The 22100-nt window shown below is 67.2% G+C and carries 18 protein-coding genes; 4 read left to right on the top strand and 14 right to left on the bottom strand.

The genetic code is table 11. The features are described from left to right. Window positions 1–41 precede the first annotated feature (41 nt). Window positions 42–3500, top strand: coding sequence for a chromosome segregation protein SMC (smc, locus tag AC0QC4_RS04170; RefSeq protein WP_483658450.1), 3459 nt, complete (start codon window positions 42–44; stop codon window positions 3498–3500). Between the two features lie 3 nt (window positions 3501–3503). Here the strand turns inward: smc and AC0QC4_RS04165 are convergent, their stop codons facing one another. The 8 genes from AC0QC4_RS04165 to AC0QC4_RS04130 form a co-directional block, all read right to left on the bottom strand. Next, entirely contained in the window at window positions 3504–4526 is a 1023-nt protein-coding gene (locus tag AC0QC4_RS04165) for a sensor histidine kinase (protein WP_483658449.1), read from the bottom strand. Window positions 4527–4624: 98 nt separating this feature from the next. Beyond that, window positions 4625–6937: a polyribonucleotide nucleotidyltransferase gene (gene pnp / locus AC0QC4_RS04160; protein WP_483658647.1), complete on the bottom strand. Its 2313-nt coding sequence runs from the start codon at window positions 6935–6937 to the stop codon at window positions 4625–4627. 212 nt (window positions 6938–7149) lie between these two features. Beyond that, window positions 7150–7419 (bottom strand): 30S ribosomal protein S15, encoded by a 270-nt coding sequence (gene rpsO / locus AC0QC4_RS04155; protein ID WP_483658448.1) that lies wholly within the window; start codon window positions 7417–7419, stop codon window positions 7150–7152. Window positions 7420–7444: 25 nt separating this feature from the next. Next, entirely contained in the window at window positions 7445–8464 is a 1020-nt protein-coding gene (gene truB / locus AC0QC4_RS04150) for a tRNA pseudouridine(55) synthase TruB (protein WP_483658447.1), read from the bottom strand. Then, complete coding sequence (locus tag AC0QC4_RS04145) at window positions 8461–9036, bottom strand: GNAT family N-acetyltransferase (protein ID WP_483658446.1); 576 nt, start codon at window positions 9034–9036, stop codon at window positions 8461–8463. Before AC0QC4_RS04145 ends, truB begins: the two co-directional genes overlap by 4 nt. Continuing rightward, window positions 9029–9628 carry a thymidine kinase gene (locus AC0QC4_RS04140; protein ID WP_483658445.1) on the bottom strand — a complete coding sequence of 200 codons (600 nt, stop codon included), beginning with the start codon at window positions 9626–9628 and terminating at the stop codon, window positions 9029–9031. The genes AC0QC4_RS04145 and AC0QC4_RS04140 overlap by 8 nt, the downstream gene beginning before the upstream one ends. Further along, entirely contained in the window at window positions 9628–10032 is a 405-nt protein-coding gene (locus tag AC0QC4_RS04135; protein WP_483658444.1) for a type II toxin-antitoxin system VapC family toxin, read from the bottom strand. The genes AC0QC4_RS04140 and AC0QC4_RS04135 overlap by 1 nt, the downstream gene beginning before the upstream one ends. Beyond that, entirely contained in the window at window positions 10020–10295 is a 276-nt protein-coding gene (locus AC0QC4_RS04130) for an AbrB/MazE/SpoVT family DNA-binding domain-containing protein (protein WP_483658443.1), read from the bottom strand. The genes AC0QC4_RS04135 and AC0QC4_RS04130 overlap by 13 nt, the downstream gene beginning before the upstream one ends. Window positions 10296–10418: 123 nt before the next feature. On the opposite strand from AC0QC4_RS04130, the gene AC0QC4_RS04125 reads away from it, so the two are divergent. Beyond that, window positions 10419–12008 carry an AbgT family transporter gene (locus AC0QC4_RS04125; RefSeq protein WP_483658442.1) on the top strand — a complete coding sequence of 530 codons (1590 nt, stop codon included), beginning with the start codon at window positions 10419–10421 and terminating at the stop codon, window positions 12006–12008. 159 nt (window positions 12009–12167) lie between these two features. On the opposite strand, the gene rbfA is transcribed toward AC0QC4_RS04125, so the two are convergent. The 5 genes from rbfA to rimP form a co-directional block, all read right to left on the bottom strand. Further along, window positions 12168–12596: a 30S ribosome-binding factor RbfA gene (gene rbfA, locus AC0QC4_RS04120; RefSeq protein ID WP_483658441.1), complete on the bottom strand. Its 429-nt coding sequence runs from the start codon at window positions 12594–12596 to the stop codon at window positions 12168–12170. Window positions 12597–12909: 313 nt separating this feature from the next. After that, window positions 12910–15474, bottom strand: coding sequence for a translation initiation factor IF-2 (gene infB / locus AC0QC4_RS04115; protein ID WP_483658440.1), 2565 nt, complete (start codon window positions 15472–15474; stop codon window positions 12910–12912). 17 nt (window positions 15475–15491) lie between these two features. Next, window positions 15492–16307 carry a DUF448 domain-containing protein gene (locus AC0QC4_RS04110; RefSeq protein ID WP_483658439.1) on the bottom strand — a complete coding sequence of 272 codons (816 nt, stop codon included), beginning with the start codon at window positions 16305–16307 and terminating at the stop codon, window positions 15492–15494. Then, on the bottom strand, window positions 16288–17892 hold the full coding sequence (nusA, locus tag AC0QC4_RS04105) for a transcription termination factor NusA (RefSeq protein ID WP_483658438.1): 1605 nt from the start codon (window positions 17890–17892) through the stop codon (window positions 16288–16290). Before nusA ends, AC0QC4_RS04110 begins: the two co-directional genes overlap by 20 nt. 7 nt (window positions 17893–17899) lie before the next feature. After that, window positions 17900–18484, bottom strand: a complete 585-nt coding sequence (gene rimP, locus AC0QC4_RS04100; protein ID WP_483658437.1) for a ribosome maturation protein RimP — start codon at window positions 18482–18484, stop codon at window positions 17900–17902. A gap of 220 nt (window positions 18485–18704) precedes the next feature. Here rimP and AC0QC4_RS04095 point away from each other — a divergent pair, with 220 nt between their 5' ends. Beyond that, window positions 18705–19877 carry a PQQ-dependent sugar dehydrogenase gene (locus AC0QC4_RS04095; protein WP_483658436.1) on the top strand — a complete coding sequence of 391 codons (1173 nt, stop codon included), beginning with the start codon at window positions 18705–18707 and terminating at the stop codon, window positions 19875–19877. A 14-nt stretch (window positions 19878–19891) separates the two neighbouring features. On the opposite strand, the gene AC0QC4_RS04090 is transcribed toward AC0QC4_RS04095, so the two are convergent. Further along, window positions 19892–20830, bottom strand: coding sequence for a DMT family transporter (locus AC0QC4_RS04090; protein ID WP_483658435.1), 939 nt, complete (start codon window positions 20828–20830; stop codon window positions 19892–19894). Window positions 20831–20908: 78 nt separating this feature from the next. Here AC0QC4_RS04090 and AC0QC4_RS04085 point away from each other — a divergent pair, with 78 nt between their 5' ends. Further along, entirely contained in the window at window positions 20909–21994 is a 1086-nt protein-coding gene (locus AC0QC4_RS04085) for an alkene reductase (RefSeq protein ID WP_483658434.1), read from the top strand. The last annotated feature ends 106 nt before the right edge of the window (window positions 21995–22100 follow it).

Genomic DNA, 22100 nt, shown 5'->3' with positions numbered 1-22100 from the left:
ACGTTGGATGATCCTGTGACAGGCCGGACTGCGAGCGCGCGATGCGCATAAGCCGTCTGCGCCTGACAGGCTTCAAAAGCTTCGTCGAGCCCACCGAACTGCACATCGAGCCGGGCCTGACCGGGATTGTCGGGCCCAATGGCTGCGGCAAATCCAACCTGCTCGAGGCGATCCGCTGGGTGATGGGCGAATCCTCGCCCAAATCGATGCGCGCCGGCGGTATGGATGACGTCATCTTCGCTGGAACCGCGACGCGTCCGGCGCGCGAATTTGCCGAAGTCACGCTAGTCTGCGACAGCGAAGGTGCGCCGCTGCCGGGCCTGGTCGCCGAACAGGACAGCGGTGCGCTGGAGGTCGTCCGCCGTATCGAGCGCGGTGCCGGCAGCGCCTATCGCGCCAACGGGCAGGATGTGCGCGCGCGCGACGTCGCGCTGATCTTTGCCGATGCCGCCACCGGCGCGCACAGCCCGGCGCTGGTCAGCCAGGGCAAGGTCGCCGGCATCATCAACGCCCGTCCGCAGGAACGCCGGCAGTTGCTGGAGGAAGCCGCCGGCATCGCCGGGCTGCACGTCCGCCGCAAGGATGCCGAGCAGAAGCTGCGCGCCACCGAAACCAATCTGGCGCGGCTGGCCGATCTGCTCGCCGATATGGATGCCCGCGCCGGCCAACTCAGGCGCCAGGCGCGCGCGGCGGAGCGCTATGCCCGCCTTTCCGACCAGATTCGTGTTGCAGAAGCGCGCATGATCTACGCACGCTGGCGCGAAGCGGCTGCGGCGGCCGATGCCGCGCGCAGCGAAGCCGCTGCTGCCGAGGCGCGCGTGGTCGAGACACAGGCGGTGCAGGAACGGGCGGCACAAGCGCAGGCTGAAGCGGTAGCCGCCATGGCGTCAGCGCGCGATGCCGCCACGGCCGCGCGCGATGCCGAGCACAGGATCTCGACCAGCCTGTCGGAACAGCGCGCCGAACGGCAGGCGCTGGAACGGCGGCTGGCGGACATCGACGCCGAACTCTCACGGATCGCGCGCGATCGCGATGCCGAGGACGCGCTGGCGCGGGAGGGCGCGGCGGCGATCGAGCGGCTCGAGGCGGTGGCCAAAGCGGCTGCCAAGGCGGTTGCCGATGCCGAGTCAGGGCGGCCGCGCCTGTCGGCCGACGCGGCGCTGGCGGCGGACCGCCTGCGCGATGCCGAGGTGACGCTTGCTGGCGTTCGCGCCGAAGCGGCCAACGAGCATGCCGAGCGCCGTATCGCCGAGGCCGCAGCGAGCGAGGCACGCCGCCGGGTCGAGCGGATCGAGGCCGAAATGGCCCGGGTCGCGCGCGCGGTCGCCGAAGCCGGCGACGGCGCGGCGCTCGAAGCGGTGGCCGAGGTGGCCCGTGCGGATGCGGAAGGCAAGGCCGCCGCCATCGGCGAAGCGGAATCCGCCATCGCCAGCGCAGGGCAGGCGCGCAGTGCCGCCGCAGCCGCGCTGGCAGAGGCCGACGCAGCGCTGGCCGAAGCGCGCGCATCGCTCGCGGCGCTGGAGAGCGAGCTGGCAGCGCTTGACCGCTCGCTGAGCGCGTCTGCCAAGGATGCACGCGGCGTTCTGGCCGACATGCGGGTGCAGCCAGGCTATGAAGCCGCGCTGGCCGCCGCCCTCGGCGACGATCTCGGCGCACCGCTGCTGGGGGCAGCGGAAGAAGCCGCGCGCGGGTGGAGGGCGATGGACGGAGGGGATGGAGCCATCAACGCCGCCTTACCGCCCGGCACGGTTCCGCTATTGTCGGTCGTCGACGCTCCGCCGGCGCTGCGCCTGCGTCTCTCCCAGATCGCCGTTGCCGACCGGGACGGTGGTCAGCCGCTGGCCCCCGGTCAACGGCTGGTGACGCGCGACGGGCGGCTGCGGCGATGGGACGGCTTTGTCTCGTCAGGCGATGGCGCTGCCGCTGCCGAACGGCTGATCAGGATCAACCGGCGTGAAAGCGTGGCCGGGCAACTGCCGCAGGTGAAGACCGGCCTCGACCAGATCGAAGCCGCGCGCGCTGCTGCTGCCGTCCGCCAGAATGAGGCCGATGTCACGCTGGCGGCGGCACGGCGCACGCTGGCCGCAGCCGAGGAGTCTGCACGCACGGCCCGCCGTGCGGCCGATGCCGCCGACGCGGCGCTGGAACGCTGGCGGGCGACTGCAGCGCATCTCGGCGAACGGCAGGCCGGGGTGGCGAGCGAGGCAGGCGATGCCCGCGCTGCGCTTGCCGAGGCAGAGGCGCAGCTAGCGGCGCTCCCCGATGGCAAGGCGACAGCCGAGCGACTGACCCAGCGCGAAGGGGACGCAGAAGCGGCGCGAACGGCTCTGGCGACGGTGCGCGACGCGATTGCCGCGCTCGATCGCGCCATCGCCCGTGAGCGCGAGGCGCAGGTCGAAGCACAGGCCGAGGCCCGCGGCTGGAAGGCGCGCACCGGGGAGGCGGCACGTCGGCTGTCCTCGATGGCCGCGCGCGAGGAGGAAATCGGCAGCGAACGGGCGATACTGGCAGCAAAGCCTGCGGGTATGGATGCGCGTATCGCCGAGGCGGAACAGGCGCGCGATGACGCCAACCGCCATGTCGCCGAGGCGCTGGCGACCGAACGGGCCAGTGCCGATGCGGCGCGACTGGCGGAAGCGGCGCTCGATACCGCGCGTGAAGCGCTGGCGTCAGCCCGAGAAACGCGCGCGGGCGCCGTCGCCCGCGCCGAAAGTGCGGAGAGCCGCCGCATCGAGATGGGCCGCATCTCCGGCGAACGCTTCGAATGCCCGCCGCCCCTGCTGCCGGGCAAGGCCGGGTTCGAGGCTGACTCGGTTGGCACGCCGCAGGAAGAGAGCGCGGGTCATGAGCGGCTTTCACAGGAACGGGAGCGAATCGGGCCAGTCAATCTGGTCGCTGCGCAGGAACTGGCCGAGCTGGAGGCCGAGCAAGCGACATCCGCTGCCGAGGCGGAGGAGCTGACATTGGCCGTCAACCGGCTGCGCGGCTCGATCGGCCACCTCAATCGGGAAGGCCGGCAGCGGTTGCTGGCGGCCTTCGAACAGGTCGACGGCCACTTCCGCCGCCTGTTCGAAACGCTGTTCGGTGGCGGACAGGCGCATCTTGCGCTGGTCGAATCGGACGATCCGCTCGAAGCGGGGCTGGAGATCATGGCCCAGCCGCCCGGCAAGAAGCTGGCCTCGCTGACCCTGCTGTCGGGCGGCGAACAGGCGCTGACCGCCGTGGCGCTGATCTTCGCGCTGTTCCTCACCAATCCCGCGCCGATCTGCGTGCTCGACGAAGTCGATGCGCCGCTCGACGATGCCAATGTCGAGCGATTCTGCGACTTGCTCGACCGGATGACCGCGGAAACCGCAACCCGCTACCTGATCGTCACCCACAATGCGGTGACGATGGCGCGGATGCACCGTCTGTTCGGCGTCACCATGGTCGAACGCGGGGTCAGCCGGCTGGTGTCGGTCGATCTGGGCGGGGCCGAGCAGCTGCTCGCCGCCGAATAGCCGTCAGGCCGCAATATCGAGACGCGCGCTGGTGCCCGGCCCATCGGTGCGGGTGGCCAGCCTGAACTCGCCGCCAAGCTGGCGGGCAAGCTGCTGGGCGATGCCGAGGCCAAGGCTGTTGAGCTTCTCCATCGCGAAATCCGGCGCCAGTCCGCTGCCATCGTCGTCGATCGACAGCTGGATGAAGCCGTCGGCGCGATGCCGCATCGATACCATCACCCGGCCGGCGCGATCGGGCATGCCATGTTCCAGCGCGTTGGACAGAGCTTCGGTGAACACCAGCGCCAGCGGCACCGCGCGTTCGGCCTCGACGGTCAGCCCGGGTTCGACGTCGAACTGGCAGGTGACGTCGGTGCGGCCGTTGGCTCCCAGCACGGCTTCGGCCAGGCGCTGGAGGAATTCGGCCATGTCCGCCTGCTCACCATCGGCGCGGTAGAGGGTGCGGCTGATCCGTCCGACCACGGTCAGGCGATTCGCCGCCTCTTCGAGCGCATGGCGCGCAGCCTCGTCATCGACCCGCCGCTTCTGGGCGGAAAGCAGCGCGCCGATCACCTGCAGATTGTTGGATACCCGATGCTGCAATTCGTCGAACAGCAGCGCGCGGGTCTCGGCCAGCGCGCGGTTGCGCTCGCGCTCCTCGACCAGCCGCGTGCTGGCAACCTGCGCCAGATCGACCAGGAAGATGTCTACCGCGACGATGAACAGGTAGAAGAGCAGGGCGACGACGATCGACGGGTTCAGAGCAAATGTGCCGGCAGGCTCAATGAACAGATACCATGCCGCCAGCCCGCCGAGCAGCGCCGTGAGGATGCCCGATTGTCGGCCGAAGAAGAAGGTGGTCAGGATGACGGCCGGGAAGAAGGTGAGGAAGGGATAGCCCGAGGGTATCGCCCCTTCGAGCGCAACCCTGAGGCCGCTGGCCAGCAGCACCGCCAGCACGCTTACGCCATAGCCGACCCACGGCCGGTCTGCGGCCAGCGGCAGATGCTCGAACATCCGGATGAAAGGATTTTTCTCGGTGCGCACTGCCCCGCCCTATCGCCGGTGCAGGGCTGGCGCAAAGAAAAAGGGGCCGCACCATGGCGGCCCCTTTCCCGGATATCTAGGTGCCTCAAGGGCAGCGATCAGTCGTCACCCTTCAGGAAGGCAGGCACATGGCCGGCGTCTTCGCTGCCGCCATCGCGTTCGCCACGCTCCCGGCGGCCTTCGCCGCGCAGTCCGCGGTCGCGATCACCGCCTGGCCGGCGCCGGCCGCCGCGGTCATCGCGTCCGCCGCGATCGCCACGCGGGCCACGGTCACGATCGCCACCTTCGCGCGGCTCGCGCGGCGGGCGGGTGTCTTCCAGCTCGGCGCCGGTTTCCTGATCGACGACGCGCATCGACAGGCGCACCTTGCCGCGCGGATCGATCTCCAGCACCTTGACCTTCACGGCCTGGCCTTCGGAAACGACGTCGGTCACCTTCTCGACGCGCTCGTTGCGCATCTCGGACACGTGGACGAGGCCGTCCTTGCCGCCCATGAAGTTCACGAACGCCCCGAAATCGACGATGTTGACGACCTTGCCGTCATAAATCTTGCCGACTTCGGGTTCCTCGACGATGCCTTTGATCCAGTTGATCGCGGCTTCGATCTGGGACAGGTCGGACGACGACACCTTGATCAGGCCTTCGTCGTCGATGTCGACCTTGGCGCCGGTCTGCGCGACGATCTCGCGGATCACCTTACCGCCGGTGCCGATGACGTCGCGGATCTTCGCCTTGTCGATCTGCAGCGTCTCGATGCGCGGGGCGTGCGCCGAAAGCTCGGTGCGCACTTCGCCCAGCGCCTTGTTCATCTCGCCCAGGATGTGGGCGCGGCCTTCCTTGGCCTGGTTGAGCGCGGCTTCGAAGATTTCGCGGGTGATCCCGGCCACCTTGATATCCATCTGCATCGTGGTGATGCCTTCGGAAGTGCCGGCCACCTTGAAGTCCATGTCGCCCAGATGATCCTCGTCACCGAGGATGTCGGAAAGGACGGTGAACTGGTCGCCTTCGAGGATCAGGCCCATGGCAATGCCCGACACCGGACGGGTCAGCGGCACGCCGGCGTCCATCATCGACAGCGAACCGCCGCAGACGGTGGCCATCGACGACGAGCCGTTGGACTCGGTGATGTCGGAGACGACGCGGATGGTGTAGGGGAATTCTTCCTTGCTGGGCAGCACTGCCTGCAGCGCGCGCCAGGCGAGCTTGCCATGGCCGGTGTCGCGGCGCGAGGGCGCGCCGAAACGGCCGACTTCACCGACCGAATAGGGCGGGAAGTTATAGTGCAACATGAAACTGGAGTAGCTGAGGCCCTCCAGCCCGTCGATCATCTGCTCGGCATCCTTGGTGCCCAGCGTGGTGGTGCAGATCGCCTGCGTCTCGCCACGGGTGAACAGCGCCGAACCATGGGTGCGCGGCAGGAAGCCGGCGACCGCCTCGATCGGGCGGACCTGGGTGGTGGTGCGGCCGTCGATGCGGGTGCCGTCCTTGAGGATCGCACCGCGGACGATGTCGGCCTCGACCTTCTTGACGGTCTTGATGGCGACCATCTGCGTCTGCGCATCGGCGTCGGCAAAGGCTTCCTTGGCCTTGGCGCGGGCGGCATTGAGCGCGTCCGAGCGGGCCGACTTGTCGGTCAGCTTGTAGGCGGCGGCAATGTCCGCGCCGATCAGATCCTTGAGCTGCGCCTTGATCGCGCTGTTGTCGCTGATCGCGATTTCCCACGGGTCCTTGGCCGCCTTTTCGGCGAGGTCGATGATCAGGTTGGCGACCTTCTTGCACTCGTCATGCGCGAAGATGACCGCGCCGAGCATCACCTCTTCGGAAAGCTCGCGGGCCTGGCTTTCGACCATCATCACCGCGTTGCCGGTGGCAGCAACGACCAGGTCGAGCGCGCCGGCGGCGGCTTCATCCTGCTTGGGATTGAGCAGATATTCGCCATCGGCATAGCCGACGCGCACCGCGCCGATCGGGCCCATGAAGGGCACGCCGGAGATGGTCAGCGCAGCCGAGGCGGCGATCATCGCCAAAATGTCGGGCTCGCATTCGCCATCGAACGACAGCACCTGGGCGATGACGTTGATTTCGTTGTAGAAACCTTCGGGGAACAGCGGGCGGACCGGACGGTCGATCAGGCGGGAAACCAGCGTTTCCTTTTCGGTCGCGCCGCGCTCACGCTTGAAGAAGCCGCCGGGGATGCGGCCGGCTGCAAAGAATTTTTCCTGATAATGGACGGTGAGCGGGAAGAAATCCTGCCCTTCCTTGACCGACTTGGCGGCGGTGACGGCGCACAGGACGACGGTTTCGCCATAGGTGGCGAGCACCGCGCCATCGGCCTGACGGGCGATGCGGCCGGTTTCCAGAGTCAGCGTCTTGCCGCCCCATTCCATGGAGACGGACTTGGTATCGAACATGCTCATAGTATCTCACCCGCGCGCCAGATTGCGCCACGGGGCCTCTTCTTGGTCCCGGACGATCCGGCCCGGGTCGGTGCGGGGCGCGGATATGGCCCCTTGGGTTTGCGCCCCCTCACCGGATTGCGAGGGTAGACAGCATGGCCGTTACACAGGCGTGCAACAGGCCGGATAAGCGAACGGCCCCGGTGTCGGGGCCGTCCGTGAAACTCTTATTTCCGCAAGCCGAGCTTGGCGATGAGGGCGGCGTAGCGCTCGCTGTCCTTCTTCTTCAGATAGTCGAGCAGCGAACGGCGCTTGTTGACCATCATCAGCAGGCCACGACGCGAGTGGTTGTCCTTGTGGTGCGCCTTGAAATGCTCGGTCAGCTGGTTGATGCGGGTGGTCAGGATCGCGACCTGGACTTCCGGCGAACCGGTGTCGTTGGCGGCGCGGGCGTTGTCCTTGATGACTTCCGCCTTCTTCTCTGCAGTGATCGTCATGTCTGTCTTTCCACGGTATCGTGCCTTAAAGATTGAACCCGCGTTCGACCGCCAGCACACCGGCATGGACCATGACCAGCGCGACCGGCACAGCGCCGTCCTTCGCCAGATAGAGCCCGTCGTCCACGGATTGCCCGGAAAGCGTGCCGCCTGTGCGGATCACCCTTGCCTCGCCGGGCGCGAGAGAGAGAGCCGGGATACCGTCCAGCCCTGCCTCCAATGGCAAGAGATGCGCTTCTAGGCTGCGCCCCTTAGCGCTTTCGGCCAATAAGTCCAGCGATATCGCCACATCGAGCCCAAACGGCCCGGCGCGGGTGCGGCGCAGCATCGACACATGGCCGACGGTGCCGCAAGCCAGCGCGATGTCGCGGGCCAGACTGCGGATGTAGGTTCCCTTGGAGACATGGGCGGTGAGGGTGATCGACTCCAGAACCTCCCCGGCACGGGGAGGGGGACCGCCCGCAGGGTTGTGGAGGGGTCCCCCCTCTCCTCGTTGCACCCTGTCGAGAGGCTGCACCCCTCCACCACTTCGTGGTCCCCCTCCCCGTGCCGGGGGGGTTCTGATGTCGTGCACGACGACACGGCGCGCCGCCATCTCGACCGTCTCGCCCCGTCGCGCGCGATCATAGGCGCGCTCGCCATCGATCTTCAGCGCGGAATAGGCTGGCGGCACCTGCTCGATCGGCCCGGTGAAGCGCGGCAACACCGCCTCGATCTCGTCCAGCGTCGGGCGAACCTCGCTCTCCGCCACCACCGCACCCTCGGCATCCAGCCCGTCGGTCTGGGTGCCGAATTGTATCGTGAAATCATAGGTCTTGCTCGCATCCAGCATCCGTCCCGCAAGCTTGGTCGCTTCCCCAAGCGCTACGGGCAGCACGCCGGTCGCCAGCGGATCGAGTGTGCCGCCATGGCCGACCTTGACCTTGGCATAGCCCCCCTCACGCAGCGCGCGCTTGACCGCGCTCACCACCTGGGTGGAACCGATGCCGAGCGGTTTGTCGATGATCAGCCAGCCGTTGAGGGCAGGGCCATTGCGGTCGGTCATTTGGGCCTGGCCGCCCATTCTTCGGCGAGGATCGAGAATACGCCGGTGTCGCGGACGTGCCCGGTCCAGGTGATGCGCTCGGCGCGCAGCACGCCTTCCTTGGTGGCGCCCAGCTTCATCACCGCCGCTTGGCTGCGTCCATTGCGTTCATCGATGCGGAATTCGACGCGGCGCACCCCGCAGCCGAAGGCGCGGTCCAGCAGCAGCCGCTTGACCCGTCCGTTGATACCGGTGCCGCGCACCGACGGTGCCATGAAGGTGCCGCCGATTTCCAGCGCTTGCCTATCGAGCGCGAGGTTAAGATAGCTGGTCATGCCGACCACATCGCCATCGCGCAGCACGACAAAAATATGACGGTTGCAGTTGGAAAGATGTCCGTCGTAGGCGCTGTCGAACTTCTCGCCAGAAAAATCGGTGGGATAGATGGGCCACACCGGATCCTCCGGCTGGCAGCAGGCGCGCATGCCCTCCCGATGCGCCTCGCCGATCGGCTCGAGGCGGATGTGTCCGTCCGGCCAGCCACCGTCTTCCATCGGCGCCATCAACGCCTCGATACGGATCGCCTCACCCACGCGCTTGCTCCCCTGCGGCACGGCGCGCCTCCGTGAAATGCCGCCGACACAGGGCGACATAGCGGTCATCGCCGCCGATCTCGGTCTGCGCGCCTGCCAGCACCGCTGTGCCGCTGGCATCGACGCGCAGGTTCATCGTTGCCTTGCGGCCGCAGTGACAGACCGCCTTCAGCTCGACCAGCGCATCGGCAATGCCCAGCAGCGCGGCGGAGCCGGGGAACAATTCTCCCTGAAAATCGGTGCGCAGGCCATAGCACAGCACCGGGATGCCGCCCTCGTCGGCGATACGTGCCAACTGCCACACCTGTTCGGCCGACAGGAACTGCGCCTCATCGACCAGCACGCAGGCGAGCGGCGTCTCGCCATGCTGCGCCAGCACCGCACCATGCAGATCGGTTTCGGCGTGGAAGCGATGCGCGTCGGCATTGAGCCCGATGCGCGAGGCAATCGCCCCGAAGGTCGGCCGCACATCGAGCGCCGCCGTCCACAGCATCGTCGCCATGCCGCGCTCGCGGTAGTTGAAATCGGCCTGCAGCAGCGTCGACGATTTGCCGGCGTTCATGCTGGCATAATAGAAATAGAGCTTGGCCATCAGGCAAGGATTTCGACGGGGACCGGCGAATTGTCGCCTGCATCTTGGGCAATGGACGCGTCGAACGTGGCAAAGCGCTCGCTGCTCCCGGCCATGGCAATATGAATCATATCGGGCAGATCGCCACCACAGCGATAGCGTTCAAGCGCCCAGCCTAGCGTCTCGGGATCGACAATGACACCCGGCATGTCGAGGACAGCAATCAGCGCGTCTGCGATGGCGGTGCGCGGCCATCGGTAACGCGATGCCAATACCCAGCCAGCTTCGAGCAAAACCGTCGCTGAAACAGCACAAGGTCCTTCGAAAATCGCGCGTGCGATCACCGCCTGAGCCTCGTCATCCTCGACGAGCAAGCGCAACAGCACGTTGGTATCGACGGCGACAGTCAGACCTAGTCTTTCCACTCATTGGCAAACATCGCATCGACCGAGGCGTTCATTTCCGCGATTGTGACTGGCGGACCGACGTGACGGGGACGAATTCGCCTGATCTCTTCCATGATCTCGTCCGTTGTCCGCCCGCTCTTCTTATGCTGTGGTCGCAGGAACAGCCCATTGCCCGAACGGATGACATCCAGCTTCTGACCGGGAACGAGACCGAGCGCATCCCTGACGTCTTTGGGGATGACCACCTGTCCTTTTGCCGAAAGCGATGTGGTTGCATTCATCGCGGTAAGATACGTCTTACCTGATCAGCGGTCAAGCGCCATTCCGGCCTATTGCCCCTGCCCGCTTGGCAAATCCGCTCTTCATCGCTTATGCACGGCGGCGGAGGGTTTGGAGAGACTGGCATGAGTGATGTGCTCGCCAGCGCGAACCCTCCGTCGCGCGGCATTTTGGGTTGGATCGAGCGGGTCGGCAATCGCTTGCCCGACCCGGTGGTATTGTTCCTGTGGCTGGTCGGCGCGCTGGTCCTGATTTCCATCATCGCCGATGCCGCCGGCTGGTCGGCGGTGCACCCGTCGGAGATCGACGAGGCGACCGGCGAACGGCGCGTCATCACTGCCGCCAGCCTGCTCAGTGCTGAGAATATCGCGCGTCTGTGGGTGGAGATGCCCAAGACCTTCACCCATTTCCACCCATTGGGCTATGTGCTGCTGGTGATGCTGGGTGCCGGTGTCGCCGAGAAATCGGGACTGTTCGGCACGGCGATGCGCGCCGGTGTGCGCGGCGCGCCCAAGGGCTTGCTGACCCCGATCATCGCCTTTGTCGCGATGATGGGCAATCTCGCGGCGGACGCAGCCTATGTCGTCCTGATCCCGCTGGCGGGCGTGCTCTATCATGCGGTCGGGCGGCATCCTATTGCCGGCATCGCGGCGGCCTTTGCCGGGGTATCGGGCGGTTTTTCCGCCAATCTGCTGCCCGGTCAGCTCGATGCGCTGCTGTTCGGCATAACCCAGGCGGCGGTGGAGACGGTGTTTCCGGGCTGGGAAGCCAATATCGCCGGTAACTGGTATTTCATCGCGGCGATGCTGTTCATCTTCCTGCCGGTAATCTGGTACGTGACCGACCGGATCATCGAGCCTCGGCTGGGCGTCTATGCCGGTGAGGGTGAGGCGGCCGACGCGGCGGGCGATGTGCAGGACCGGGCGCTCACCGGAGACGAACGCAAGGGCCTGCGCCATGCCGGGCTGGCCATGCTGGCGGTGGTCGGCCTGTGGCTGGTCTTCACGCTGGGGCCGGGCACCCCGCTGATCGATGAGGCGGCGGGCGAGGCCGGGCAGATGACACCCTTCTACCAGTCGCTGGTCGCCGCCTTCTTCCTGCTCTTCCTGCTGGCCGGCTGGGCTTATGGCAGGGCTACGGGCGTGATCGGCAATCACCGCGATCTGGTGACGATGATGTCCGATTCGATGGGCACCATGGCCTATTATCTGGTGCTGGCCTTTGCCGCGGCGCATTTCGTCGCGATGTTCGGTTGGTCGAACCTGGGGCTGATCATCGCGGTGCATGGCGCGGCGGGGCTGCAGGGGCTGGATTTGCCCGCGCCGGTGCTGCTGGCGCTGATCGTCGTCTTCACCGCCGCGCTCAACCTGTTCATCGGCTCGGCCAGCGCCAAATGGGCGCTGCTCGCGCCAGTGCTGGTGCCGATGCTGATGCTGCTCGGCATCAGCGCGGAAATGACCACGGCGGCCTATCGTGTCGGCGATGGCGCGACCAACATCATCACCCCGCTGATGGTCTATTTCCCGCTGATCCTGGTGTTCGCGCAGCGCTGGCAGAAGGATTTCGGGCTCGGCAGTCTGGCGGCGACGATGCTGCCCTACTCGGTCGGGCTGCTGCTCTCCGGCATCGTGCTGACGGTCGGCTGGGTCGCGCTAGACCTGCCGCTGGGGCCGGGGGCGAGCGTCTATGCGCCGGTGCCGGTAGCAACGCCCTAAAGCAGTGCTGATAGAAGCGAGCCGTCGTGCTGCGCTTGTCGGGGCGCGCTAATGTCACAAGCGCGCTTCGACAGGCGCAGGGCTGCGGCTGGTTTCAACCTGTCAGGACAAAGTCCAGAAAATCGGATGCGGAGCCACAGGAGGGCGGCGCGGACGCGGTCAGGCGTCGTCGTCCCCGGCCAGATCCTGCGCCACCTTGGGGTCGCGCAGCAGCCGGTCGATGTGGCTGCCCTCGTCGAAACTGTCGTCGGCGATGAACTTCAGCCGTGCGGCATATTTCATCCGCACCCGCCGCGCGACCTCGCGCTGGAGGAAGGCGGTGTTGGTGCGCAGCGCCTTCAGCACCTCGGCCTCGTCGCGGCCGAGCAGCGGCTTCACGAACACGGTCGCGTGGCGCAGGTCCGGGGACATGCGCACTTCGGTAACGCTGACCGGGTGACTGGCCAGCACATCGTCATGCACGTCGCCGCGCTGCAACAGCTCGGCAAGGACATGCCGCACCTGCTCGCCCACGCGCAGCAGGCGGACCGACGGGCCGGACTGGGTAGAGTTGGCGTTCATCTTGACATTCTGCACAAATTCGAGCATCTAAAAGACATCACTGCGGTGAAGTTTCCAAACTTCATCCTCCTGAGCCCGGACGTTGCCGCGTCCGGGCTCAAATCGTTTTTGGGGACCAGCGTTGCCGCGCCGGTCCCCGCACTGGCTATTTCCGGCTCAGCTCAATAAGCTTAACCGTCAAAGCGATCAATGCGACGATAAAAATCGCAACATTGGTCACCAGAATCACTGCGGTATTGATATCCATAATTCACTCCTCCTTCCTGTCGCAGGTTGCGACAAGAAGGAGAGTAATCAAATCATTGTAACACCGCAGTATAAATTCACCGCTGGTCACATATCAGAGCGTCCGTGCGCGTTCCTCGACCTCGAACACTTCCAGATTGTCGCCCGGCTTGATGTCGTTGGTATCGGCCAGCAGCACGCCGCACTCCATGCCGGCGCGCACTTCGGTGGCGTCGTCCTTGAAGCGGCGCAGCGAGCTGATCGTCGTCTTGGAAACGATGACATCCTCGCGGGTAAGGCGGGCATGCAGGCCCTTCTTGATGCTGCCTTCGAGCACGAGCAGGCCGGCGGCCTTGTCCTTCTTGCCCGCGGGGAACACTTCCTGCACCCGCGCGCGGCCGACCACGGTTTCGATGATCTCCGGCCCCAGCTCGCCCGCCATCTCCTTCGCGATATCCTCGGTCAGGTGATAGATGACGTCGAAATACTTCAGCCGCGTCTTGCGCTGGTTGATGATTTCGCGTGCCTTGGCGTTGGGACGGACGTTGAAGCCGATGATCGGCGCGTTGGACGCCGATGCCAGCGTGACGTCGCTTTCGGTGATCGCACCGGCGCCGCTATGCAGCACCCGCACCTTGATCTCGTCGTTCGAAAGCTTGTTGAGCGCATTGACGATCGCTTCGACCGACCCTTGCACGTCGGCCTTGACCACCACCGGATATTCGATGACCCGGCTCTTGTCCTCGAGCGCGGAGAACATGGAATCGAGGCTGGCCGGCGCGATGGCGGTGCGCTTGAGCAGCGCCTGCTCGGCACGATAGCTCGCGACCTCGCGGGCACGGGCTTCGCTTTCGACCACGGTCAGCGTGTCGCCGGCGCTCGGCATACCGCCCAGGCCGAGCACTTCGACGGGGACCGACGGACCGGCCGACTTCACCTGCTTGCCGGCATCGTCGATCAGCGCGCGGACGCGTCCGCTCTCGGTGCCGACCACGAAGATGTCGCCGACCTTGAGCGTGCCGCGCCGCACCAGCACGGTGGCAACCGGACCACGACCCTTGTCGAGCTTGGCCTCGACCACCGTCGCCTCGGCGGCGCGGTCGGGATTGGCCTTGAGCTCCATGATTTCGGCCTGCAGCGCGATGGCGTCGATCAGCTTGTCGAGGTTGGTGCCCTTGAGCGCGGAAATCTCGACATTCTGGACGTCGCCGCCCAGCTCCTCGACCACCACTTCTTCCGACAGCAGGCGCTCGCGCACCTTCTGCGGATTGGCGCCTTCCTTGTCGATCTTGTTGATCGCGACGATCATCGGCACGCCCGCGGCGCGGGTGTGGTTGATGGCTTCGACCGTCTGCGGCATCAGCCCGTCATCGGCGGCGACCACCAGGATGACGATGTCCGTGACATTGGCACCGCGCGCCCGCATCTCGGTGAAGGCGGCGTGGCCCGGCGTGTCGAGGAAGCTGATGACATGCCCGTCCTTGGTCGTCACCTGATAGGCGCCGATATGCTGGGTGATGCCGCCGGCTTCGCCAGCGACCACACTGGTCCCGCGCAGCGCGTCGAGCAGGCTGGTCTTGCCATGGTCGACATGGCCCATGATGGTCACCACCGGCGGACGCGGCTTCAGCGTCTCGGGCGCATCGACATCGCTTTGCGTATCGATGTCGACGTCCGATTCGGCGACACGCTGGATGTTGTGGCCGAATTCGGTGACCAGCAGTTCGGCGGTGTCCTGGTCGATGGTCTGGTTGACGGTAACCACCATGCCCATCTTGAACAGGGTCTTGACCAGGTCCGCGCCCTTTTCGGCCATGCGGTTGGCGAGTTCCTGCACGGTGATCGCCTCGGGCACGATCACGTCGCGCACCTGCTTTTCACGCGGCTGGGCCGGCCCGCCGAAGCTGCGGCGATGTTCCTTTTCGCGCGCGCGCTTCAGCGCGGCGAGGCTGCGCGCCCGCGCACCCTCGTCGTCGCCCAGCGCCTTGGTGACGGTCAGCTTGCCCGACTGGCGGCGGTTGTCCGGTGTGCGTCCGGCCTTGGGCTCCGGGCGCTTGGGCTCGGGGCGCTTGGGACTCTCGACCGGCGTGAAGCGGCGCGGCGGCGGGATGGTTGCGGCCGGGGTGGCCTCGCCCGCTGCCGGCGCGGCTGCGTCGGCGGTCGGTGCCGCGGCGTCGCTGTCCGGCTGAGCGGCTGCCGTGCGCGTCTCGGCCTCGGCGCGCGATGCGTCCTCGGCTGCGCGGCGTGCGGCTTCTTCCTCGGCCTTGCGGTTTTCTTCGGCGCGGCGGCGCTCCTGCTCGCTGGCCTGCTGCCGCTCGTCGTCTTCTCGGCGGCGTGCTTCCTCGAGCGCGGACAGGCGGGCTTCCTCGGCCTCGCGCAGCAGACGGGCCTGTCGCTCCTGACGCGATTCCAGGCTCTCGGCCGGCGCGCGCGACGGGGTCGGCGCGGGCGTGGGGGCCTTGGCAACCGGTGCCGGTGCCGGCGTTTCGGCGACGGCGGGCTCGGGCGCGGCCTCGGCCTCGCCGGGCTTGCCCAGGATACGGCGGCGCTTGACCTCCACCACCACGGTATTCTTGCGCCCGTGGCTGAACTGCTGCTGCACCTGGCCGGCCTCGACCGTGCGCTTCAAGCCCAGCGGCTTGCGCGTCAGGGTCGGCTTGTCGGAATCTTCGATACTCATTGAAACGTCTTCGTCCTTCAAACAGCAGCGGGTCCGGCGTCCGGGCGGGAACCGGTCGGCGGATCATCTCGTGTGGCAACCACCGCAGCAGCAGGGCTGCCCGTAGCGCAAGTGGCATAGGCATGCCAGCGGTCCAGCAAGGCCGACAGGCGGCTTGCCCAGTTCGCATCGATGATGGCGATGTGAACGGCGTTGTCGCGGCCCAATGCCACAGAAAGGGCGGTGCGGTCCACCGGCAGTATGCGGCCCGCCTGGCCCGACCCTTCGGCATCTTCCCCGACCCGCCAGCTCTGGTCGCGCTTGCGGCGACCGTCCTCGGCGGCATCGGCGGCATGGTAGAGCATCGCCACCGCGCCCGAGCGAGCGGCGGCGTCGACCTTCTCGGCCCCGGTCAGCAGCACGCCGGCCTTCGCCGCCATGCCGAGCTGGGCCAGAAATGTGCGTTGCAGCGCGGCCTCTATCGCTGCCGGCAGATCGGTAGGAATGGTCAGCGACGCGCCCTTGTGGGCCCGCGCCAGCGCTCCCTTTAGCTTGCCCTTGGCCAGCGCATTTTCAAGGGTCGGGCGGTCGACCGCGATCCACGCGCCGCGCCCGGGTGCCCGGGCGAGCACGTCGGGCACCACCACCCCGTCGGGCGAGATGGCCAGGCGGTTCAGCGTGTCGCGACCGCCATGCGCGCCGGTCAGGATGCAGCGCCGCTCCGCCGCGGCTGCGGCATCGCTCGCCGCACGCCTGACGGACGCAAGGCTGGCGGTCGGGCCGCGGGTCTCCGCAGCCGTCCCGTCCGTCGGGATGTCGGGCGTCAGCGCGTGGTCATACTGAGGACTCCGCATTGGCGGCCTCCCCGGATGCTGGCTCTTCGTCGAACCAGTGCGCGCGCGCTGCCATGATGATCTCGTTGCCCTGCTCTTCGGTCAGGCCGTAGCTGCCCAGCACGCCGCCCTTGTCCTCGGGGCGTTCCTTGCCGCCGCGGCGCGGCTCGCTGCGCTTCTTGGCGATCAGCTCGTCGGTGGCGAGATCGGCGACATCGTCGAGCGTCTTGAGCCCGGCCTTGCCCAGCGTCACCAGCATCGCTTCGGTCAGGTGCGGCAGCTCGGCCACCGCATCCTCGACGCCCAGCGCGCGCCGTTCCTCGCGGGCGGCCGCCTCGCGACGGTCGAGCGCTTCCTGCGCGCGGTTCTGCAGTTCCTCGGCCAGTTCCTCGTCGAACCCTTCGATCGCCGCCAGTTCCTCGGGCGCGATGTAGGCGACTTCCTCCATCTCGGTGAAGCCTTCGGCGACCAGCAGCTGGGCCAGCGTCTCGTCGACGTCCAGCTCTTCCTGGAACATGGCGGAGCGTTCGAGGAATTCGCGCTGGCGCTTCTCGCTCGAATCGGCCTCGGTCATGATGTCGATGGCGCGGCCGGTAAGCTGGCTGGCCAGGCGCACATTCTGGCCGCGGCGGCCGATGGCAAGGCTGAGCTGATCGTCGGGGACGACCACCTCGATCCGGCCCTCATCCTCGTCGAGCACCACGCGGCTGACCGTCGCCGGCTGCAGCGCATTGACGACGAAGGTCGCGGTGTCTTCCGACCAGGGGATGATGTCGATCTTTTCGCCCTGCATTTCCTGGACCACCGCCTGCACGCGGCTGCCCTTCATGCCGACGCAGGCGCCGACGGGGTCGATGCTGCTGTCGTAGCTGATCACGCCGATCTTGGCGCGGCTGCCCGGATCGCGCGCCGCCGCCTTGATCTCGATGATGCCGTCGTAGATTTCGGGCACTTCCTGCGCGAACAGCTTCTTCATGAAATCGGGGTGCGCGCGGCTCAGGAAGATCTGCGGCCCGCGGGTTTCGCGCACCACCTTCAGGATGACGGCGCGGATGCGGTCGCCCATGCGCACCATTTCGCGCGGGATCTGCTGGTCGCGGCGGATGACACCCTCGGCGCGGCCGAGGTTGACGATGATGTGGCCGAACTCGACCGACTTGACGACACCGGTGATGATCTCCCCGGCGCGGTCCTTATATTCGGCATATTGCCGCTCGCGGTCGGCCTCGCGCACGCGCTGGAAGATGACCTGCTTGGCCGACTGGGCGTCGATGCGACCGAGATCGATGGCCGGCAGCGGATCGACGATGAAGTCGCCGACCTTGGCGCCGGGCTGCAGCTTTTCGGCCTGGCCAAGATCGACCTGCTTGAAATAATCGTCGACGCTCTCGACCACCTCGACCACGCGCCACAGCCTGAGGTCGCCGGTCATCGGGTCGAGCTTGGCGCGAATGTCGTTTTCCTGACCGAAGCGCGCGCGGGCGGCGCGCTGAATCGCTTCCTCGATCGCCTCGATGACGATGGCCTTGTCGATCAGCTTTTCGGTCGCGACCGAATTGGCGATGGCGAGCAGTTCTGCCCGGTTGGCGGAAATGGCGTTGGCCATAGGTCTCTCAGTCCTCACTTGCCGATGCGTCGGCGTCTTCGAATTCGTCCGCGCCGCTGCTGTCTAGCGGGCGGGTGGCGGCAATCAGGGCGTCGGTCAGGATCAGCTTGGCATCCGCCAGGTCGGCGAAGGCGAAGGTCATCGGCCCTGCCTTGCGATCGCGGATGGTGACATGCACGCCCTCCACGGCGAGCAGTTCGCCCGACAGATTCTTGCGGGCGCCATCGCCCAGCATCGTCTCGGGCGGCGGCACCACGCCGGTGGTCAGCACCACGCGCGCCTCATGGCCGATCCAGTCGGCGAAATCCTTGAGCCGGGTCAGCGGCCGGTCGATGCCGGGCGAACTGACCTCGAGCCGGTAGGGCTCGTCCATCGGGTCGCGCCCTTCCTCTTCCAGCCGGTCGAACAGGTCGGACAGGCGGTGCGAGAGCGCGGTACAGTCATCGATGGTCAACTGCCCGGTCTCGGGCCGTTCGGCCATGATCTGCAGCGTCACATCGTCGCCGCCCTGCAGGCGCACGCGCACCAGATCGAAGCCGAGGGCCTTGGCCTCCGGCTCCACGAGCGCAGCGATTGCGGCGATGTCCGCCATGAAAACTCCATCCGATAAGCATGGGCCGATGCCCGCCGGAGCGTCTGCCCCGGCGCTGCCGAACCTCTGTCGATGTCTGGAAGCCCCCTGCTCATAGACGCGAACCGGCCGCGAAGCAAGACGGCGCTGCAGCCCCCTTGCCGTCGGCAACCGGCGACCGCACATGCGTGGCCGATACACCCCCATGCGCTACCAATCATTTTTTTCCGGGAGTAGAGACATGACCTTGCGCCTGCCGATGACTGCCATTGCCGCCGCCATGCTGGTGACCGCCTGTTCCGCCAATGGCCAGTCGGGCACCCCGACCCGGGAGGCCGCCGACAATCTCGGCCCGGTCGCCGCGGAAACCCTTGCCAACGCACCGTTCACGCTGACGCAGATCGCCGACTTCGAGGATCCGTGGGCGATCGCGTTCATCCCCGATTCGCCCTTCGCGCTCGTCACCGAGCAGGCCGGCAAGCTGATGCTGTGGGAACAGGGCGGCGAGGTGCGCGAAGTCGCGGGCGTGCCGGCCGTGTCCTACGCCGGGCAAGGCGGCCTCGGCGACGTCGCCCTGCATCCCGATTTCGCCACCAACCGCCTCGTCTATCTGAGCTGGGCGGAGGAAGGCGAGGGCGGCAAGGGCGCGGCGCTCGGCCGTGGCCGGCTGTCCGCCGACATGACCCGGCTGGAGAATTTCGAGACGATCTGGCGCGCGCAGCCGTTCGTCACCGGCAACGGCCATTTCGGCCACCGCATCGCCTTCGGCCCCGACGGCATGCTCTATCTGAGCACCGGCGAGCGACAGAAGTTCGATCCCGCGCAGGACATGGACGCGACCCTCGGCAAGGTGCTGCGGCTGACCGATTCGGGCGGGGTGCCGGCGGACAATCCCTTTGCCTCGGCTGGCGGCGCGCGCGCGCAGATATGGTCGCTCGGCCAGCGCAATCCGCTCGGCCTCGCCTTCGATGCCGACGGGCGGCTGTGGGAGATGGAGATGGGCCCTGCCGGCGGGGACGAGCTCAACCTGATCGAGCGCGGCAGCAACTATGGCTACCCGACCGTCTCGAACGGCGATCATTATGACGGGCGCGACATCCCCGATCACAGCGCCGGCGACGGTTTCGTCGCGCCCAAGCTGTGGTGGAACCCGGCCATCTCGCCGGGGGACCTTACCATCTATTCGGGCGATGCCTTTGCCGACTGGCGCGGCGATGCCTTCATCGCCGCGCTGGGGGCGACCGGCCTGGTCCGGGTCGATCTCGATGGCGACACCGCGCGCCACGGCAACCGCTGGGACCTGGGTTTCCGCGTCCGCGCTGTGCGCCAGGGCAATGACGGCACGCTGTGGCTGCTCGAGGACGGCGGCAGCCAGGGCGACGGGCGGCTCTACCGCCTGACCCCGCGCCGCTGACCGGCGGTGAGACGTCAGCCGGCGCGGGCGGCCTCCGTCCGCGTCGGCAGCCTGACCAGCACCAGCGCCGCCGCGATCATCGCTCCGGCGGCGATCTCGATCAGCGTCAGCCGCTCGCCATAGACCATCCAGCCGATCAGCGCGGCAATCGCCGGCTGGGTCAGCAGCGCCAGGCCCACCACCAGCGCGGAAAAATGCGGCAGCGCATAGATCAGCAGGCCCTGCCCGACGATCTGGCTGGAAAAGGCGAGCGCGACCACCGGCCCCCAGTTGCCGGGCAAAATCGCCTCGCCCATCGCCCAGGCGAACAGCAGCAGCGGCAGGATGCCCGTCGCGGTCGACAGCGCCAGCGTCGGCCAGCTGCTGAGCGTGCCGCGCGCGCGCTGCATGGTCAGCATGTAACCGGCGTAGAGCACACCAGCGAGCAGGCAGAGCAGGTCGCCGATCAGCCGTGACTGGCCCTGCGTGCCGCTTTCGCGCATCAGCACCACCGCGCCGGCGCCGGCCAGCAGCAGGGCGATCGCCTCGGTGCGATAGGGCAGGCGGCGGGCGAGCAGCAAGGTGGTCGCAGCGAGGATCAGGCTGGCGGCGTTGCCGAACAGCGTGGCATTGGCCATCTTGGTGTGCAGGATGCCCAGATGCCAGCTGGCAAGATCGGCGGCAAAAAACAGGCCGCCGACCGCGGCGAGGCCGAGCGCACCGCGGATGCCGCTCCAGCCCGCCGTGCCGTTGCCCTGGCGCAGCGCGAACAGCAGCAGGATCGGCAGGGCCAGCGCCAGCCGCCAGAAGGCTGCGGCCACCGGCCCGACGTCTGCCAAACGCACGAACAGCGGCCCCGCCGCCAGCGCGGCATTGCCGCCGAGCAGCGCGAGGAAGGCGAACGGCGCTGCCCCGGCGAATGTCTTCGCCGACGACAAGTTTTCCTTCGCAACCGAATCTGTTGCATCGTCCATGCGCCGCCCCTAGCTGGTCGTGGCGTTTGTGCACAAGAACGGCCGAAAGGCCGAGCGACAGCGAGGAGACTGAAGTCCATGCCTACCCTGTTCGATCCGATCCAGCTCGGCGACATCGCCGCCCCCAACCGCATCCTCATGGCGCCGCTGACGCGCGGGCGCAGCGTCGAGGGGCATGTGCCGATCAGCGCGCTCAAGGCGGACTATTATGCCCAGCGCGCCGGTGCGGGGCTGATCATCGCCGAAGCGACCGGCATCAGCCAGGAAGGCCTCGGCTGGCCCTCCGCGCCCGGTATCTGGAGCGAGGCGCAGGTCGAAGCCTGGAAGCCGGTGACCGATGCCGTGCACCAGGCTGGCGGGCGCATCATCCTGCAGCTCTGGCACATGGGCCGTCTGGTCCACCCCGATTTCCTCGGCGGCCAGCCGCCGGTTTCCGCATCGGTGACGACGGCGCCGGGGGATGCCCACACCGCCACCGGCAAGAAGCCCTATGAGCAGGCACGCGCGCTGGCGCTGGACGAGATTCCGCGGATCATCGGCGATTATGTCCATGCCGCGAAGAATGCGATCCGCGCCGGGTTCGACGGGGTGCAGCTGCATGGCGCCAATGGCTATCTGATCGACCAGTTCCTGCGCGACAACAGCAACTTCCGCGATGACGCCTATGGCGGCCCGATCGAAAACCGCATCCGCCTGCTCTCCGAAGTCACTTCGGCGCTGATCGATACCGTCGGCGCGGGCCGGACCAGCGTGCGCCTGTCGCCCAATGGCGAGACCCAGGGCGCGGACGACAGCAATCCGGTGGCGCTGTTCACCGCAGCGGCGGCCGAGCTGCAGCGGCTGGGCATTGGCTTCCTCGAGCTGCGCGAGCAGAAGGACTACGGCAATTTCGGCAAGACCGATGTGCCGCGCGTCTCGCCCGACATCCGCAAGGTGTTCACCAACCCGCTGATCCTCAACCAGGAATATCGGCTGGACAATGCCTCGGCGGACGTCGCATCGGGCCTCGCCGACGGCATCAGCTTCGGCCGTCCCTATATCTCCAACCCCGATCTGGTCGAGCGGCTGCGGGTGAATGCCGAACTGGCGCCGGACAATTTCCGCACCTGGTATTCGCCGGGGCCGGAGGGCTACACCGACTATCCGGTGCTGGAAACGGCCTAACCGAGGTTAGGACATCGGCGGAAACTTACCCCTCAGCCGGTACGTTAGCATGGTCCGGTCGACCCTTGAGGTGTCGGCCGGACCATTTTTTCAAACACGTACCGGT

The organism is Sphingomonas sp. jy18, from assembly GCF_056931895.1.
The sequence above is the reverse complement of the archived record's forward strand: the minus strand, read 5'-3'. Positions and strand labels throughout refer to the sequence as shown.